General features: G+C 71.9%; 8 protein-coding genes. 3 read left to right on the top strand and 5 right to left on the bottom strand.

The genetic code is table 11. The features are described 5' to 3' along the window. Window positions 1-56 precede the first annotated feature (56 nt). The gene (locus tag IE260_RS04210) at window positions 57-2,264 is read left to right on the top strand and encodes a CDP-glycerol glycerophosphotransferase family protein (protein ID WP_189869093.1); all 2,208 of its coding nucleotides are present in this window, start codon (window positions 57-59) and stop codon (window positions 2,262-2,264) included. After that, a complete protein-coding gene (locus IE260_RS04205) occupies window positions 2,261-3,925 on the top strand; it encodes a glycosyltransferase family 2 protein (protein WP_189869092.1) in 1,665 nt (554 codons plus the stop codon). The genes IE260_RS04210 and IE260_RS04205 overlap by 4 nt, the downstream gene beginning before the upstream one ends. 411 nt (window positions 3,926-4,336) lie before the next feature. Here IE260_RS04205 and IE260_RS04200 read toward each other — a convergent pair whose 3' ends face one another. The 4 genes from IE260_RS04200 to IE260_RS04185 all read right to left on the bottom strand — a co-directional run bounded on the left by IE260_RS04200 (window position 4,337) and on the right by IE260_RS04185 (window position 12,587). Further along, window positions 4,337-5,842 (bottom strand): putative glycosyltransferase family protein, encoded by a 1,506-nt coding sequence (locus IE260_RS04200; protein WP_373303310.1) that lies wholly within the window; start codon window positions 5,840-5,842, stop codon window positions 4,337-4,339. A 128-nt stretch (window positions 5,843-5,970) separates the two neighbouring features. Beyond that, the gene (locus IE260_RS04195) at window positions 5,971-10,911 is read right to left on the bottom strand and encodes an NAD-glutamate dehydrogenase (RefSeq protein ID WP_189869091.1); all 4,941 of its coding nucleotides are present in this window, start codon (window positions 10,909-10,911) and stop codon (window positions 5,971-5,973) included. A 449-nt stretch (window positions 10,912-11,360) separates the two neighbouring features. Continuing rightward, window positions 11,361-12,026, bottom strand: a complete 666-nt coding sequence (locus IE260_RS04190) for an HAD family hydrolase (protein ID WP_189869090.1) — start codon at window positions 12,024-12,026, stop codon at window positions 11,361-11,363. 45 nt (window positions 12,027-12,071) lie between these two features. After that, on the bottom strand, window positions 12,072-12,587 hold the full coding sequence (locus IE260_RS04185; protein ID WP_189869089.1) for a DUF6912 family protein: 516 nt from the start codon (window positions 12,585-12,587) through the stop codon (window positions 12,072-12,074). Window positions 12,588-13,298: 711 nt separating this feature from the next. Between IE260_RS04185 and IE260_RS04180 the strand changes: the two genes are divergently transcribed. Beyond that, window positions 13,299-13,976 carry an Rv3235 family protein gene (locus IE260_RS04180; protein ID WP_373303315.1) on the top strand — a complete coding sequence of 226 codons (678 nt, stop codon included), beginning with the start codon at window positions 13,299-13,301 and terminating at the stop codon, window positions 13,974-13,976. A gap of 127 nt (window positions 13,977-14,103) precedes the next feature. Here the strand turns inward: IE260_RS04180 and secA are convergent, their stop codons facing one another. Beyond that, window positions 14,104-16,920 (bottom strand): preprotein translocase subunit SecA, encoded by a 2,817-nt coding sequence (gene secA / locus IE260_RS04175; RefSeq protein ID WP_189869088.1) that lies wholly within the window; start codon window positions 16,918-16,920, stop codon window positions 14,104-14,106. Window positions 16,921-17,018 lie beyond the last annotated feature (98 nt).

Here is a 17,018-nt window from a genome sequence, read left to right as displayed (position 1 = left end):
GTGCCAATATGACCGGAAAGGTGCGCCGAGAGCGACGAAGGCGAAGGAGTCCCGCGATGCCCGAGACACCGGAACTCAGCGTCGTCGTCCACGGTCCGAACGTCCAGGACCACCTGACGGGACTCCTCGACTCCCTGGCCGCCCACCCCCTCACCGGCACCGAGGTGGTCGTCGCCGCGGTCGGCGACTGGGCCGGGGAGACGGCCGCCCGGCACACCCCCGCGTTCCAGGTCCTGTCGCTGCCGGACGGCACGGGCGACGCCGCGGCACGGGCGGCGGGGGCGGCACGGGCAAAGGGCCGCTGGCTGCACTTCGTGCACGCCAAGGACGGGCTGCCGGCCGGTGCCCCGCGCACGCTCGCCGAGCACACCGCCGACCTCCCCGACACGGTGGACGTCCTGCTGTTCGACCACGTCCGCAGCACCTGGCGTGCCACCGGCCTGCCCTCCGCCGACGGCCCCCTCCTCGCCCGCGCGGGCAGCGCCGACCTCGCGCTCGACGACCACGCGTCACTGCTGAAACTGACGCCGCTGCTGGGCAACCGCGTCGTGCGCACCGACTTCTGGCGGTCCCACGAGCGGTACCTCAGCGCGGACGACGAGCCGTTCACCGCCCGCGCGGCCCTGCTGCTCGCCGACCGCGTGGCCTGTCTGCCCCACCCGGCCCACGAGGACCGCCGGCTGCGCCCCGAGAGCCTGCCACCGGCCACCCCGGAACAGCGCTACGCCCTCGTCGACGGCTGGGAGACCCTCCTCGGCCTCGCCCGCGACCGGCCGGCGGTCCACGCCGTGCTGTACGACCTCATGGTCCGCGACTGCCTGCGCACCTTCGCCCGTGCCGGGATGCCGGAGGAGGTCGCGCGGGAATTCTTCCGGCGGGCCTCCCTGGCCGCACTGCGCCGGCGCCCCGAGGGCCACCGGCACCCGGCCGGCCTCGAAGGCGTGCGCCGGTCGCTGCTCGAGGAGGGGGCCTACGCCAAGTACCGCGCCCTGCAGGCCGCCAACCGCACGCGCCGCACGGTGCGCAAGGCCGTCAGGACCCAGGGGCGGCGGGTGGGCGTCAAGCTCCGCGACCACCGTTACCGCCGGGCGCTGAGCCGGCCGGTCGATCCCGGCCTCGCGGTGTTCTCGGCGTACTGGGACCGGGGCGTGGCCTGCAACCCCGCCGCGATCGCCGCCAAGCTCGCGGAACTCGCCCCGTGGATCCGCCCGGTGTGGGTGGTGACCGCGGACAACGCGGCCCTGCTGCCGCCCGGCACCGACCACGTCGTCCCGGGCACCCGCCGCTACTGGGAGGTGCTGGCGAGCGCCGCGTACCTGGTCAACAACGTCAACTTCCCGGGTGCGGTGGTCAAGCGCCCGGACGCGGTCCACGTCCAGACCCACCACGGCACCCCGCTCAAACGCATGGGCCTGGACCAGATGCCGTACCCGGCCGCCGCCCGGGGGCTGGACTTCGGCGCCCTGCTGGAGCGCGTCGACAAGTGGGACTACAGCGTCTCCGCCAACAGCCACTCCACCCGGATGTGGCAGCGGGCGTACCCCTCCCACTACGTCTCCCTCGACCACGGTTATCCGCGCAACGACGTCTACTACACGGCCGGCGCCGACGCCGTCCGGGCCGCCCGTGCCCGGCTCGGCATCGATCCGGACCGCAGGGCCGTCCTGTACGCACCGACCCACCGTGACTACGAGGCCGGCTGGACCCCGCGCCTCGACCTCGCCGCCCTCGCCGACCACCTCGGCGAGGAAACGATCCTGCTGGTGCGCGGCCACTACTTCTACGAGGGCGCCGTCTCTCCCCTGACCGGCCTGCGCCGCACCGGCCGGATCCTCGACGTCTCCGCCTACGACCCGGTCGAGGACCTGTGCCTCGCCGCCGACGCCCTGGTCACCGACTACTCGTCGATCATGTTCGACTACGCCAACCTCGACCGGCCCATCGTCGTCCACGCCGACGACTGGGAGACCTACCGCACCACCCGCGGCGTCTACTTCGACCTGATGGCCGAGGCACCCGGCCCGGTCGCCCGCGACCAGCAGGAACTGACGGAGATCCTCACCACGGACGCGTGGCGCGACGAGCGCGCGACCAAGGCGCGGGCCGCCTTCCGGCGCCGGTTCTGCGAGTACGACGACGGACGCGCCGCCGAGCGCGTCGTACGCCGGGTCTTCCTCGGCGAGGACGAGCAGTCGCTGCCGCCGGTGCTCCCGATCGAGGAGCGCACGCCGGCCCCGAGCCCCGAGGAGGCCACCTCGTCATGAACACCCCCGACGTCACCGTCACGGTCATCGTCTACAACGACGCCGAGCGCCTCCCCCGCGCCGTGGCCTCCGTCCGCCGCCAGACCCACGCCGACGTCGAGATCGTCATCAGCGACGACCACTCCACGGACGACACCCCGGCCGTCGCCCGGCTGCTGGCGGCACAGGACCCCCGGATCGTGTACCTCCGCCTGGACGAGAACAGCGGCGGCTGCAGCGCACCGCGCAACCGGGCCCTGGAGGTGGCGCGGGCCCCGTACCTGATGTTCCTGGACAGCGACGACGAACTCCCCGAGAACGCCGTCGAGGTGCTGCTCGCCGCCCACCGCGAACGCGACATCGACTTCGCGATGGGCGCGGTGCAGCGGATACGCGTGGACAGCGGACGCCGCTCCACGTGGATGCCGCACCTCGTGCGCGAGCGCCGCACCCTGGACGGCGTCGAGGCCGACCCGCGGCTGTTCTTCGAGCACCTCGCGACCAGCAAGATGTACGCCCGCGCCTTCCTCGACCGGCACGACCTGCGCTTCCCCGAGGGCATCCACTACGAGGACCAGTTGTTCTCGGCGCAGGCGTACTGCCTGGCGAAGACCTTCACCATCGTCCCGGATCCGGTCTACCGCTGGTACGTGGCGCCGTACGCCGCCTCGGACACGGCGTCCATCTCCAACCAGCGGCACAAGCTGACCAACGTCCGCGACCGTGTCCACGTCCAGGGCCTCATCGACGCCTTCCTGGCCGAGAGCGGGCACGAGTCGCTGCGCGAGGACAAGGACTACAAGTTCCTCAAGCACGACTTCCGCATGTACGCGGGCGACCTGCCCCACCGTGACGACGAGTGGCTCGCCTCCTTCGCGGACATCGTGAACCCGTACCTCGACACGCTGTCCCCGGGCGCCTTCGCCCGGCTGCCGCGCGACGAGCGGGTCGTGATCCAGCTGGTCCGCGACCGCCGCCTGTCCGACGTCCGCACGGCGGCGCGCGGCCTCGGCCACGGTGTGGCGCCGCGTCAGGTGACGACGGACGCCGAGGCCCGCACGTACTGGGGCGACCGGATCCCCGCCGCCGGTCCCGCCCGCGGCGAACTCGACGTCACCGACCTGGAGCTGGACACCCGTCCGTTCTTCAGCGCCCTGCTCCGCCACGAGATCACCGAGATCACGCCGGGCCCCGGCGCCTCGATCGACCTGACCGTGCGCACCTACGACCCGGCCCTGCGCCTCCCGGTCGGTCCCCAGCGGGCGACCCTGCTCCTGACCCCGGGCCGACGCCGTCTCACCGTGCCCTTCCGCCTGTCCCCGGTCCGGCCCGGCGTCTTCGAGGGCCGCGTCCACCTGGACCTGGCCGCCGCCCGCCTCCCCGTCCACGGCTTCGAGGGCGTACGCCATCCCGTGCTCCGCCTCCGTCACCAGGGCCGGACGCACACCGGCCTGTTGCTGGCCCCCGTGTCCTTCCCTCGCCTCACCGCCCGCGTTCCCTACCGCGCCGGCACCGCCCCGCACCGCGTCACCGTCGAACCGGAGGGCCACAACCCCGACCGCCTCCAGATCCGCTGGCAACCGCTGGGGGCGACGGCCCGGGTACTGCGCCCCCTCGCCCGCCGCCTCGCCACACCCCGCGTGAGGCGAGCGGCCCGCCTGGCAGCAGGCATCCTGCGCTAGCCACGCCGCAGCCTGCGGGCAGCCGTGCCGCTGGGGCGGCACAGGTGGGCGAAGCCTGCGGACAGTCGTGCCGCGCTGCCCGCACCGCACGCAGCCCGTGGGCGTGGGCAGCCACCGCAGCCCGTGGGCAGCCACACCGCAGCCCGTGGGCAGCCACGCCGCAGCCTGCGGGCAGTCGTGCCGCGCTGCCCGCACCGCACGCAGCCCGTGGGCGTGGGCAGCCACACCGCAGCCCGTGGGCAGCCACACCGCAGCCCGTGGGCACCCACGCCGCAGCCTGCGGGCGGTCGTGCCGCTGGGGCGGCACGGGTGGGCGCAGGCGGCACCCCGCAGCGCCGGGCCGCGCGCCCACTCAGCCGCAACCCCGGCGCCGGTGCCACCGGCGACCACTCGCCGCAGCAGCACCCCCACTCACCCCACCACCGCGTACAACACCTGCCCACCCGGCCCCCGAGCCACCTCACGCAACCCCTCGGCCCCCCGCAGCTCCTCCCCCCGGTCCACCACCCACCGCACCCCGTACTCCCGCACGATCCCCTGCCGCTCCCCCGCCCTCGTCCCCTCCGCGAAGAACCGCCGCACCGCCGCCTCGCGAGCCCCCTCGTCCGCCAGGAAGAAGTCGGGATACCCGGGAGCCACGGTGTACGCCCCGTACGCCGGAATCTGCCGCGACGGAAGCCTCCGCGCCATGACGACGTCCCCGTACCCGACCCACGGCGTGATCCAGTGGTACCCCGCCCAAGGCGCCCGGTACCTGGCCGCGACCGCCTGCGGCAGCACCCCGCGCTCGACGACGTACCCCAGCGTCCCCGCCTGCGTCCACGCCCCCAGCGCCAGCGCCCCGGCCAGCGCGCACACCCAGCCGGCCCGCACCACCCGCCGCCCCCGGGACTCCACCGCCCCCGCCACCTCGAGCGCCACCGCGAGCTGCGCCGGGATCACCACGGCGGGCAGTACCCGCCCCCACGACCAGTGCCCGGTCATCCCGCCCGCCGCGAACACCAGCGCCCCCAGCACGAAGAACAGCACGAGCGGATCCCGCCGGTCACGCAGCCACCGCGGCACCAGCGCCGCGACCCCCAGCAGCACCAGCCAGAGCCGCCCGGGCAGCTCCCGGTACAGGGGCCGGTGCACGGACTCCAGCCCGTCCTGGGCACCGAGCAGCGCGAAGAAGTCGTAGTACGGCCAGATCCACAACACGACCACCCCGAGCGCGACCCCCGCGGCCGTCCGTCCCCACACGGCCCGTCCGCACCGCGCCCCGAGCACCGTGGCGAGGGCGCCCAGCGAGGCGACGACCCCGGAGAACTGGTGGCACAGCAGGATCGCCGCCCACAGCCCCCCGAGCGCGAGCCACGTGCGCCACCCGGCCGGTCCGCCGCGCGCCGCACGCGCCAGCCACGCCCAGAGGTGGAAGGCGAGAGCGAGGGCGAACACGCTCGGGTACGCCACCGTCAGCGCGAGCGAGTTGAGGCCGAGGAGGCCGCTCCAGTTGAACGGGACCGTGCCCCACAGCAGCACCAGGCAGAGCAGGGCCGACGCGGGCGCGGCCCGATGGGCGCTCAGCGTGCGGACGTACCGCCACACGCCGGTCACCAGCAGCCCCAGCGCCACCAGCGCCCCGATCCTCAGCACGACGAAGACCGAGAAGCCCGTCACCCGCGCGACGCAGCCGAGCAGCAGCATCCACGGCGAGTAGTACGGGCTCGGCGTGTCCGCGTCGACCAGCGGGTTGCCGGGGTCGAGGAGGCTGTGCCGCAGGCGTTCGACGGTGGCCGCGTGTATGCCGAGGTCACCGGCCCACGGCAGCCGGACGACCACCAGGAGCAGCAGCAGGAGGACGAGTCCGGCGACCGCCCGGGGTACGGCCGCCCCGCCCGGCAGCGTGTCGCGCGTCGCTCCGGAACGCCCAGTCACCCGGTCACTTTATCCGGAATGTCCCACTAAAGACGCTCCATCGCCCGGTATGTCCGAACAGCAAGGTGCCCCGGGCCGTCACGACCCGGGGCACCTCACGCGGCTACGGCGTTCGGAACGTCACGACGTCACGAGTGCGTCCGCAGCAGCGTCCGCATCGTCCGCATCGCCACCGACAGGTTGGCGAGGTCGAAGGACTCCGAACTCTGGATCTCCTCCAGCGTCGTACGCGCCCGGCCGAGGATCGCCGCGTTCTTCTGGTCCCAGACCTCGAAGCGCTGCTCCGGCGTCGAGCTGCCGTTGCCCGCCGCCAGGACGTCGGCCGTGAGCGCCGCGTGCGCCGCGTACAGGTCCTCGCGGATCGCCGCGCGGGCCATGGACTGCCAGCGGTCGGTGCGGGGCAGGTCGCTGATGCGGTCCATCAGCTGGGTGATGGTCAGCCGGTCGGCGAGGTCGTAGTAGACCTCGGCGACGTCCAGCGGCTCCTTGCCCATGCGGTCGGCCACCGAGACGATGTCGAGCGTCGGGAAGGCGGAGGAGAACCCGGCCACTCGGGTGGCCAGCTCCTCCGGGACCCCGGCACCGGTCAGCTCGTCGTGGATGTGCTGGTACCACTCCGCGTCCGCGCCGCGCAGCAGCTTCGGCAGCTGCGACCACACCTGCTCGACCCGGTCGGCGAAGAACTCCACCGTCTCGGCCAGCTGGAGCGGCTGCGGCCGGTTGTTGAGCAGCCAGCGCGTGCCGCGCTCGACCAGGCGGCGCGAGTGCAGCCGGATCCGGGTCTGGACGGCGGCGTCGACCTTGTTGTCCAGGGCCTCCACCGCGTCCCACACCGGAGAGGAGCGGAAGATCGCCCGGGCCGCGGTCTGCGCCCGCACGATCTCCTCCAGCGACGCGCCGGTCTCCTCGCGCAGGCGGTGCAGGTACGTCGTACCGCCCGTGTTGACCGTGTCGTTGACCAGCACCGTCGTGGTGATCTCGCGGCGCAGCGGGTGGCCGTCGATCCGGTCCAGGAACTGCTCGCGCAGCGCCGTCGGGAAGTAGGCGTGCAGCAGCCCGCGCAGGTACGGGTCGTCGGGCAGCGACGTCTGCAGCAGCTCCTCGGCGACCGTGATCTTCGTGTAGGCCAGCAGCACGGCCGTCTCCGGGCCGGTCAGGCCGTGGCCGGCGCCGAGCCGCTCGCGGATCTGGCGGTCGGTGGGCAGGAACTCCAGGGCCCTGTTGAGGTGGCCCTCACGGACCAGGTGGCGCATGAAGCGCTGCTGGGCGTGGAGCATGTCCTTGGACTGGGCCAGCGCGTTGGCGATCGCCGTGTTCTGCGCGTAGTTGTTGCGCAGGACCAGCGCGCCGACCTCGTCGGTCATCTGCGCGAGCAGCTTGTTGCGCTGCTTGACGGTCATGTCGCCGTCCGCGACCAGACCGTTGAGCAGGATCTTGATGTTCACCTCGTGGTCGGAGGTGTCCACGCCCGCGCTGTTGTCGATGGCGTCCGTGTTGATCTTGCCGCCGTGGCGGGCGAACTCGATCCGGCCGAGCTGGGTCAGACCCAGGTTGCCGCCCTCGCCGACGACCTTGACCCGGAGGTCGGCGCCGTCGACGCGGATGGCGTCGTTGGCCTTGTCGCCGACGTCGGCGTTGGACTCGGTGGACGCCTTGACGTACGTGCCGATGCCGCCGTTCCACAGCAGGTCCACCGGCGACTTCAGGATCGCCTTCATCAGGTCGGCCGGGGTCATCTTGGAGACCTTCTCCTCGATGCCGAGGGCCTCCCGGATGTGCGCGTTGACCGGGATCGCCTTGGCCGTGCGCGGGAAGACCCCGCCGCCGGCCGACAGCAGCCCGGTGTCGTAGTCGGCCCACGAGGAGCGCGGCAGCTCGAACAGGCGGCGGCGCTCGGCGTAGGAGGTGGCCGCGTCGGGGGTCGGGTCGATGAAGATGTGCCGGTGGTCGAAGGCGGCGACCAGGCGGATGTGCTCGCTGAGCAGCATGCCGTTGCCGAACACGTCACCGGACATGTCGCCGATGCCGACGACCGTGAAGTCCTGGCTCTGGGTGTCCACGCCCAGCTCCCGGAAGTGCCGCTTGACGGACTCCCAGGCACCGCGGGCGGTGATGCCCATGCCCTTGTGGTCGTAACCGGCCGAGCCGCCGGAGGCGAAGGCGTCGCCGAGCCAGAAGTTGTACTTCTGGGCGACCTCGTTGGCGATGTCGGAGAAGGTCGCGGTGCCCTTGTCGGCGGCGACGACGAGGTAGGTGTCGTCCTCGTCGTGCCGGACGACGTCCGCCGGCGGCACGACCTCGCCGGCCACCATGTTGTCGGTGATGTCGAGCAGCGCCGAGATGAACGTCTTGTAGCTGGCGATGCCCTCGGCCATCCAGGCGTCGCGGTCGACGCTCGGGTCGGGGAGCTGCTTGGCGACGAAGCCGCCCTTGGCGCCGACCGGCACGATGACGGTGTTCTTCACCATCTGCGCCTTGACCAGGCCGAGGATCTCCGTGCGGAAGTCCTCCCGGCGGTCCGACCAGCGCAGGCCGCCGCGCGCGACCTTGCCGAAGCGCAGGTGCACGCCTTCGACGCGCGGCGAGTACACCCAGATCTCGAACGCCGGACGCGGCGCCGGCAGGTCGGGGATGGCCTGCGGGTCGAACTTCATGGAGACGTAGTCGTGCGGCCTGCCGCCGCTCGCCTCCTGGAAGAAGTTGGTCCGCAGCGTCGCCTTGATGACCGTGAGGAAGGAACGCAGGATGCGGTCCTCGTCGAGGCTCGCGACCTGGTCGAGAGCCGCGTCGACCTCTTCGAGCAGGGCGTCGACGATCTCCCGTCCGGCGCGCTGCCGGTCCGGCGACATCCGCGCCTCGAACAGGGAGACGAGGAGGCGCGTGGTGTGGACGTTGTTGCGGAGGGTGTCCTCCATGTAGTCCTGGCTGAACGTCGAGCCCGCCTGCCGCAGGTACTTGGCGTACGCGCGCAGCACCATCGCCTGCCGCCAGGTCAGCCCGGCGCTGAGCACGAGGGCGTTGAAGCCGTCGTTCTCCGCCTTGCCGGTCCAGGTCGCGGCGAAGGCGTCCTGGAACCGCTCGCGGGCGTCGCCGACCAGGTGGTCGCCGTTGCCGGTGGCCGACCTGGGCATGCGCAGGCCGAAGTCGTAGATCCAGGCCGTCGTACGGTCGGAGCAGCGCAGCTCGTACGGCCGCTCGTCGGTGACCTCGACGCCGAGCCGGCTGAGCACCGGCAGCACGGCGGACAGGGAGACCGAGCCGCCCTTCTGGTAGATCTTGAAACGGCGCTCCTCGGGCGCGGCGCCCACCGGCTCGTACAGGCTCAGCGCGAACGTCCGGTCCTCGTCGAGCCGCTCGAGGTGGCCGAGGTCGGCGACCGCGGAGCGCGGCCCGTGGTCGGCCTTGTAGCCCTCGGGGAAGGCGTCCCCGTACTGGCGCAGCAGCTCCGCGGACCGCTCCTCGCCCACCTCGGCGTTGAGCGCCTCGGCGAACCCGTCGGACCAGGAGCGGGCGGCCTCGACCAGGCGGGCCTCGATGCGCTCCTTGTCGGCGTCGGACAGCTGCGGCAGCTCGGTGCCCTGCGGGACCCGGACGACGAAGTGCAGCCGGGACAGGATCGACTCGGTGTTCCAGGCCGTGAAGTCGACGCTGGTGCCGCCGAGCTCCTCCTTCAGGATGTCGATGATCCGCAGCCGGACACCGGTGGTGTAGCGGTCCCGCGGGAGGTAGACGAGCGCCGAGTAGTAGCGCCCGTACTCGTCCTGGCGCAGGTAGAGACGGAGCCGCCGCCGCTCCTGGAGGTAGAGGACGGAGGTCACGATGGCCTGCAGCTCGTCCACCGGCGTCTGGAACAGCTCGTCGCGCGGGTACGTCTCCAGGATCTGCAGCAGGTCCCGCCCGTCGTGGCTGTGGGGCGAGAAGCCGGCCTGCTCCAGCACCTCCTCCACCTTGCGCCGGATGACCGGCACCCGGCGGACGGACTCGGTGTAGGCGGCGGAGGAGAACAGGCCGAGGAAGCGCCGCTCACCGACGACGTTGCCGTTCTCGTCGAACTTCTTGACGCCGATGTAGTCCAGGTACGACGGCCGGTGCACGGTCGCCCGGCTGTTGGCCTTGGTCAGCACCAGCAGCCGGTGCTCGCGTGCCTTGGCACGGGCATCGGCGGGCAGCCGCTCGAAGGACGGGCTGACGGGGTGGCTGTCCTCACCGGCGTGGTGCGGGTCGGCGCGCAGGATGCCGAGACCGGTGCCGGGGACGGCGGCGAGCGAGTCGTCGCCACGCAGCTGATACTCCCGGTAACCGAGGAAGGTGAAGTGGTCGTCGGCCAGCCAGCGCAGCAGCTCGCGGGCCTCCTCGACCTCCTGCGGGCGCAGGTCGCCGGGGGCGGGCTCGGCGGGCAGCTCCTCCGCGATACGGACGGCCGCCTCCCGCATCTTGGTCCAGTCCTCGACGGTCTCGCGGACGTCGGACAGCACGCGCAGCAGGTCGGCAGTGATCTGCTTCAGGTCACCGCGGTCGGTCTCACGGTCGATCTCGACGTGGATCCAGGACTCGATGTGCGCGTCGTGCGGGAGGTCGTCGGTGGGCGGGGTGGCGAGCACCTCGACGAGCTTGCCGGCGACATCGCGCCGCACCACGATCTGCGGGTGGACGACGACGTGGATGCCGCGTCCCTGCCGGGTCAGCTCGTTGGTCACGGAGTCGACGAGGAAGGGCATGTCGTCGGTGACGACCTCGACGACGGAGTGGCTGCACGTCCAGCCGTTCTCCTCCACCGTCGGGGTGTGCACCCGCACGTTGGCCGTGCCCTGCGGGCGGTTCTCCGCCAGCCGGTAGTGCGAGACGGCCGCTCCGAAGACGTCGACCGGGTCGCGGTCGGTGAGGTCCTCCGGGGCGGTGTGCCGGTAGTAACGCCGGAGGAACGCGAACACGGATGCGTAGTCCGGGGTGCCCGGGGTGCCCTCGTCCGTCGTCCCAGTCGGTAGGTGCCCCCCGACCGGGCTGTTCTCAGCTACCCGGGCAGCCCTTTCGAGCAGCTCGGCCTTGGCTTCGTCCAGCTTGGTCTGCATTGTCCTCTGGCTCCTGTCGCGCGCCGTTGCGTGACGTAGAAGGAAGTACGGTCTCCCGGCTTCCGACGTGACGCCGAGACGCGGGGTGTCCGGTCTGGTCCGACGCTATGCCGCAAGGGGAGAGGAGCGGGGGCATATCAGCCATTCTCGACGCGCCCGCCGCATGTGATGCCGGTCTCGGCAGCACCGTCCGGGGAGTGCGCGTCGTCCCGGCCACCTCCGGTGACCCGGCCCGCCCGCGAAGACCAGCGACCGCCGCCCGGTCACGGATGTCGTCCGTGCACACCGGGCGCAGGGCAGGGGCGACGATGCCCCCGCGAGCTATCGCGCTGATCACGCCACAAGGCTATCGCTCCTTGCGGGGGGCCCGTCATGAGCCGTATGTGTACAAATCCGGGGGTGGAAGTTTGACGTTCTGCACAGAGACGCGGCCGGCGGTGGCCATCCGCTCAGGCAGCCAGCCGCTCCGCCTCCGCGACGGCTTCCGCCAACGTGTCCACCACCGGCACACCGGCCCCCTCCAGGCTGGCCCGGCCGTGGGAGCCCCCGGTGTAGAGCACGGCCTGCGCCCCCACGTGCCGCGCGGCCACCGCGTCGTCGGCGGCGTCCCCGATCACCACCGTACGGGCGGGCTGCACGCCGGCGAGCGCGGCGAGGTGGCGGACCATGTGCTCGGCCTTGCTGCCGCCGGAGGGCCCGGTGCGCCCGTCGACGCGTATGAAGTGCGCCTCGATGCCGAAGCCCCTGACCAGAGGGACCAGATCCTCGTGGCCGTACATGCTGAGGATGGACTGGCTGCGCCCGGCCGAGCTCCACCCGGCGAGCAGCTCCGCCACGCCCTCGGTCAGCCCGCACCGCACACGGTGCTCGGTGTAGTAGCGGTGGAAGGTCTCGTCCATGACCTCCCACTCCGCGTCGGTGGGCAGCCGACCCATCAGGCGCTCGTAGAACTTCGGCACCGGGACGCAGTACAGCGCCCGGTACTGCTCGAGCGTGATCGGCTTCAGTCCCAGTTCGGCGAAGGCCGCGTTCGTCGCTCCGATGATCGCGTCATTGTCGTGGAACAGCGTCCCGTTCCAGTCCCAGACGATGTGCGCGTCAGTCTGCATCCCCATGCCAGAAAAAGTACCCGCCGCCACCGACAGTCAAGGCGGACGGAGTCAGTCGCCGAGCCCCACCAGGTTCGGGATCTCCTGCGTCGCGTACCAGAGCAGCTCGTGGTCCTCGGCCCCGTCCACCACGAACTGGGCCTCGTCGTCCCCGGCGTCCGCCGCAGCGAGCGCCCCGGCCGCGGCGGCCACGTCCGCCTCCGCGTCGGCGGCGTCGACATGCACCGCGGCGGCCTTGGCCAGCGGCACGGCCCCGGTGACCCGGACCTCGCCGAGGGCGGCCGGGTCGAGTCCCCGGTCGGGGTCGGCCGAGGCCGTGCCGTCGGGTACGTCGGCCGCGACCACGACCCTGCGCCGTGCCGCCCCGGCGTCGGCCGCGAGCAGCCGCAGTGAGGCCAGCGCGGCGCGGCCCAGGGCCGCGTACTCCAGTTCCTCGACGTCGTCCGAGAGGTACCACTCGCGCAGCGCCGGCGTCACGGCGTACGCGACGAGCGGTCCGGCCCCCAGCTCTCCCGTCCTGTGCGCCTCGGCGAGACCGGAGAGGGTCAGGGGGACGTAGACGCGCATGGCTGGCCGCTTTCGTGGTCGGGGCTCCGCTGGGAGAGCCTTCAGGATACGTGCGGGCGTCCCCTTTCGGGTTCCCGCCCATGACGCCGGACCCGTCCACCTCGGGCCCCGGAACTCACCCGGTGCGCCCGCTCCGTACCGGGCTTCCGCGCCCCCTTCCTCACTCGGATAGGTGAACCTCCCCACCGCCGCGACTCGCCCGCCCGCGTCCTTGCCGCCGCCCGCGAGGTCCCCGTACAAGATCCCCGACCAACAAGTTACTGCCCGGTATTCCCGGGCCGCCGAACGGGGAGTCACATGCACAAGGTCATGACCAGGGCCCAGCTCCGCCCGAGCACCCGCCCACCCAACCCGAACCCCACCCAGAAGCCCCACCAGGCCCCGGACACCCCCACACCGTCACCGTCCGCCAGGTCACCGCGCACACCGTCGGAGACGGCCCCTCACAGCCCGTACGACACCGCACACGGCACACCGTCCAGCACCACGCCCCTCACACCCTCGGCCGCACCACCGCACACCCCACATGACCCGACCCCGCACACACCCTCCGAGACGGCCCCTCACAGCCCGTACGACACCGCACACAGCACACCGTCCAGCACCACGCCACTCACACCCTCGGCCACACCACCGCACACCCCACATGGCCCGACCCCGCGCACACCCTCCGAGACGGCCCCCTCGCCGTCCGCCACGGCACCACGTGCGCTGGAAGGCGCCGTGTCCCGCACGCCGGTGGCCGTACCGCCGCACACCCCGGCCGAGGCTCCGTCCCACGCCCCCGGCGGCCTTCCGCCCCGTAGGCCCGGTGGGAGCACCTCCCGGACCGGTGCGCCCGGTGGCCGCCCGCCAGGCTCACCCGGCAGGTCGCGCCGGGCCGCGACGAGGCCCGCGGACACCCGCTCGCCGGCGACCGGGCCGGGCAGGACCGCGCCGGCCTCACGGCCAGCGCCGGGCACGCCGGCGACGCGCCGGGCCGCGCCCGCAGTCGCCCCCGTCGTGCCTGCCCAGACGCCCCGTCGCCCCGTCCCGCCCGTCCCCCAGCCCCGACCCACGGACCTCTTCGCCGAGCGCCTCCTCGGAGTGCTCAGCGGCCGGCGTCCCGTCCACTCGATGCTCCGGCACACCGCGGGGCGCGCCTACGACGAACTGGCCCGGCTCGCCGAACGCGGCCCCCTGCGCACCCGAGGCGCCCTCCCCGTCGTCCGCGACATCGGCTACTTCGAACCCCGCCCGGGTGCCCTGGAGGTCTTCGCCCGCATCGGCGCGGGCGACCAGCTGCGCGCCATGGCCTTCCGGCTGGAACGTGGCCAGGACCTCCGCTGGCGCTGCACGGCGGTCGAGCTGGGCGGCCCCCGCAGGCCGCGCACGGCGGACGACGACTGACCCCCACGGCGAGGGACGGATCACCGGCCCACGGGCATGACGAAGGGCCGGGCACCCCGAGGGTGACCGGCCCTTGCACCACCACGGCGCCGCAGGCCCCTTTACCGCCACGGCGCCGCAGGCACCGTCACTTCTTGCGACGCCGCCCGCCCTTGGCCTGCTTGCGGCGCTCCGCGCGCGTCAGGCCGTCGGTCTCGGACCGCACCGGCTCCCCGTCGGTGGTGAATTCGCCCTCGACGACGCCACCCTCACCGTCCACGGTCGGCGCGGAGAAGTGCAGGTCCCTGCGCTGCGGGGCGTCGAGCCCCTTGGCACGGATCTCCGGGCGCGCGCCCGCCTGCGCCGGCACCGCGTCCTGCGGCGCCTTCTCCAGCGAGGGCGCCGCCTCCTCGACGGGGACCTCCTCGACCTGCTGCTCGACCTGGACCTCCAGGTTGAACAGGTAGCCGACGGACTCCTCCTTGATGCCGTCCATCATGGCCTGGAACATGTCGAAGCCCTCGCGCTGGTACTCGACCAGCGGGTCCTTCTGCGCCATCGCGCGCAGGCCGATGCCCTCCTGGAGGTAGTCCATCTCGTAGAGGTGCTCGCGCCACTTGCGGTCCAGGACCGACAGCACGACCCGGCGCTCCAGCTCCCGCATGATCTCGGAGCCGAGCTGCGTCTCGCGCGCCGCGTACTGCTCGTGGATGTCGTCCTTGATGGACTCGCTGATGAACTCCGCGGTCAGGCCGGCCCGGTCGCCGGCCGCCTCCTCCAGCTCCTCGATGGTGACCTTCACCGGGTAGAGCTGCTTGAAGGCACCCCACAGACGGTCGAGGTCCCAGTCCTCCGGGAAGCCCTCGCCGGTCTCCGCCTGGACATAGGCGTCGATCGTGTCGTCCATGAAGTGCTGCACCTGCTCGTGCAGGTCCTCGCCCTCCAGGACCCGGCGCCGCTCGCCGTAGATGACCTCGCGCTGCCGGTTGAGGACCTCGTCGTACTTCAGGACGTTCTTGCGGGTCTCGAAGTTCTGGGTCTCGACCTGCGACTGGGCGGACGCGATCGCGCGCGTGACCATCTTGTTCTCGATCGGCACGTCGTCCGGGACGTTCGCCATCGACATCACGCGCTCGACCATCTGCGCCTTGAACAGCCGCATCAGGTCGTCGCCCAGCGACAGGTAGAAGCGGGACTCGCCCGGGTCGCCCTGGCGGCCGCTGCGGCCGCGCAGCTGGTTGTCGATACGCCGCGACTCGTGCCGCTCGGTCCCCAGCACGTAGAGGCCGCCGAGCTTCTCGACCTCGTCCTTCTCCGCCTTGACCGCCTGCTCGGCCCGCTCCAGGGCGGCGGGCAGGGCCGCGGCCCACTCCTCGATGTGCTCCTCGGGGTCGAGGCCGCGCTGGCGCAACTCCGCCTCGGCGAGGTCCTCGGGGTTGCCGCCGAGCTTGATGTCCGTACCGCGGCCGGCCATGTTCGTGGCCACCGTCACGGAGCCCTTGCGGCCGGCCTGGGCGACGATCGTCGCCTCACGGTCGTGCTGCTTGGCGTTCAGCACCTCGTGCTGGACGCCGCGCTTGCTGAGCTGCTGCGAGAGGTACTCGGACTTCTCGACCGAGGTGGTGCCGACCAGGATCGGCTGACCCTTCTCGTGCTTCTCGACGATGTCGTCGACGACCGCCTCGAACTTGGCGACCTCGGTGCGGTAGATCAGGTCCGACTGGTCCTTGCGGATCATCGGCTTGTTGGTCGGGATCGGGACCACGCCGAGCTTGTAGATCTGGTGGAACTCGGCGGCCTCGGTCATCGCCGTACCGGTCATGCCGGAGAGCTTGTTGTAGAGGCGGAAGAAGTTCTGCAGGGTGATCGTGGCGAGGGTCTGGTTCTCGTCCTTGATGTCCACCCCTTCCTTCGCCTCGATCGCCTGGTGCATGCCCTCGTTGTAGCGGCGGCCGGCGAGGATACGGCCGGTGTGCTCGTCGACGATCATGACTTCGCCGTCGATGACGACGTAGTCCTTGTCCTTCTTGAAGAGCTCCTTGGCCTTGATGGCGTTGTTCAGGTAGCCGACCAGCGGGGTGTTCACCGACTCGTAGAGGTTGTCGATGCCCAGCCAGTCCTCGACCTTGCTGACGCCCGTCTCGTGGATGGCGACCGTGCGCTTCTTCTCGTCGACGTCGTAGTCGCCGGTCTCCTCGATGCCCTTGAGCGGGTTGCCCTGCTCGCCGCGCTTGAGGCGGGTGACCAGCTTGGCGAAGTCGGCGTACCACTTGGTGGCCTGGTCGGCCGGACCCGAGATGATCAGCGGCGTACGGGCCTCGTCGATGAGGATGGAGTCGACCTCGTCGACGATGGCGAAGTTGTGGCCGCGCTGGACGAGTTCCTCCTTGGACCACGCCATGTTGTCGCGCAGGTAGTCGAAGCCGAACTCGTTGTTCGTGCCGTAGGTGATGTCGCAGCCGTACATCTCGCGGCGCTGGGCCGGCGTCATGTTGGCGAGGATGCAGCCGACGCTCAGGCCCAGGAACTTGTGGACGCGGCCCATCATCTCGGAGTCGCGCTCGGCCAGGTAGTCGTTGACCGTGACGATGTGGACGCCGTCGCCGGAGAGGGCGTTCAGATAGGCGGGCAGGGTGCCGACGAGGGTCTTGCCCTCACCGGTCTTCATCTCGGCCACGTAGCCCAGGTGGAGCGCCGCGCCGCCCATCAGCTGCACGTCGTAGTGACGCTGGCCGAGGACGCGCTTGGCGGCCTCGCGCACGGTGGCGAAGGCCTCGGGCAGCAGGTCGTCCAGGCTCTCACCGTCGGCGTACCGCTGCTTGTACTCATCGGTGAGGGCCCGCAGCTCGGCGTCGGAGAGGTCGACGAAGTCCTCTTCGATGGAGTTGACCTGGTCCGCGATGCGGTGCAGCTTGCGCAGGATCTTGCCTTCGCCTGCACGCATGATCTTCGAGAGGACGGACACGGGGGTTGGTCTCCTTGCCGGTCGGGCCTGGGACGGTCGGTTTCCGTTTCACTGACTGAGCAACGGCCATCGTATGCGAGGACCCCGCCGCCCCGGGA

It is taken from the genome of Streptomyces viridiviolaceus, from assembly GCF_014650995.1.
Lineage (GTDB): Bacteria > Actinomycetota > Actinomycetes > Streptomycetales > Streptomycetaceae > Streptomyces > Streptomyces viridiviolaceus.
This window is presented reverse-complemented; position numbering and strand designations above follow the sequence as displayed.

Bases quoted from the DNA above. Each gene is read 5' to 3' on its own strand.
- IE260_RS04210 (WP_189869093.1), top strand. From the start codon at position 57: ATGCCCGAGACACCGGAACTCAGCGTCGTCGTCCACGGTCCGAACGTC.
- IE260_RS04205 (WP_189869092.1), top strand. From the start codon at position 2,261: ATGAACACCCCCGACGTCACCGTCACGGTCATCGTCTACAACGACGCC.
- IE260_RS04195 (WP_189869091.1), bottom strand. From the start codon at position 10,911: ATGCAGACCAAGCTGGACGAAGCCAAGGCCGAGCTGCTCGAAAGGGCT.
- IE260_RS04190 (WP_189869090.1), bottom strand. From the start codon at position 12,026: ATGGGGATGCAGACTGACGCGCACATCGTCTGGGACTGGAACGGGACG.
- IE260_RS04185 (WP_189869089.1), bottom strand. From the start codon at position 12,587: ATGCGCGTCTACGTCCCCCTGACCCTCTCCGGTCTCGCCGAGGCGCAC.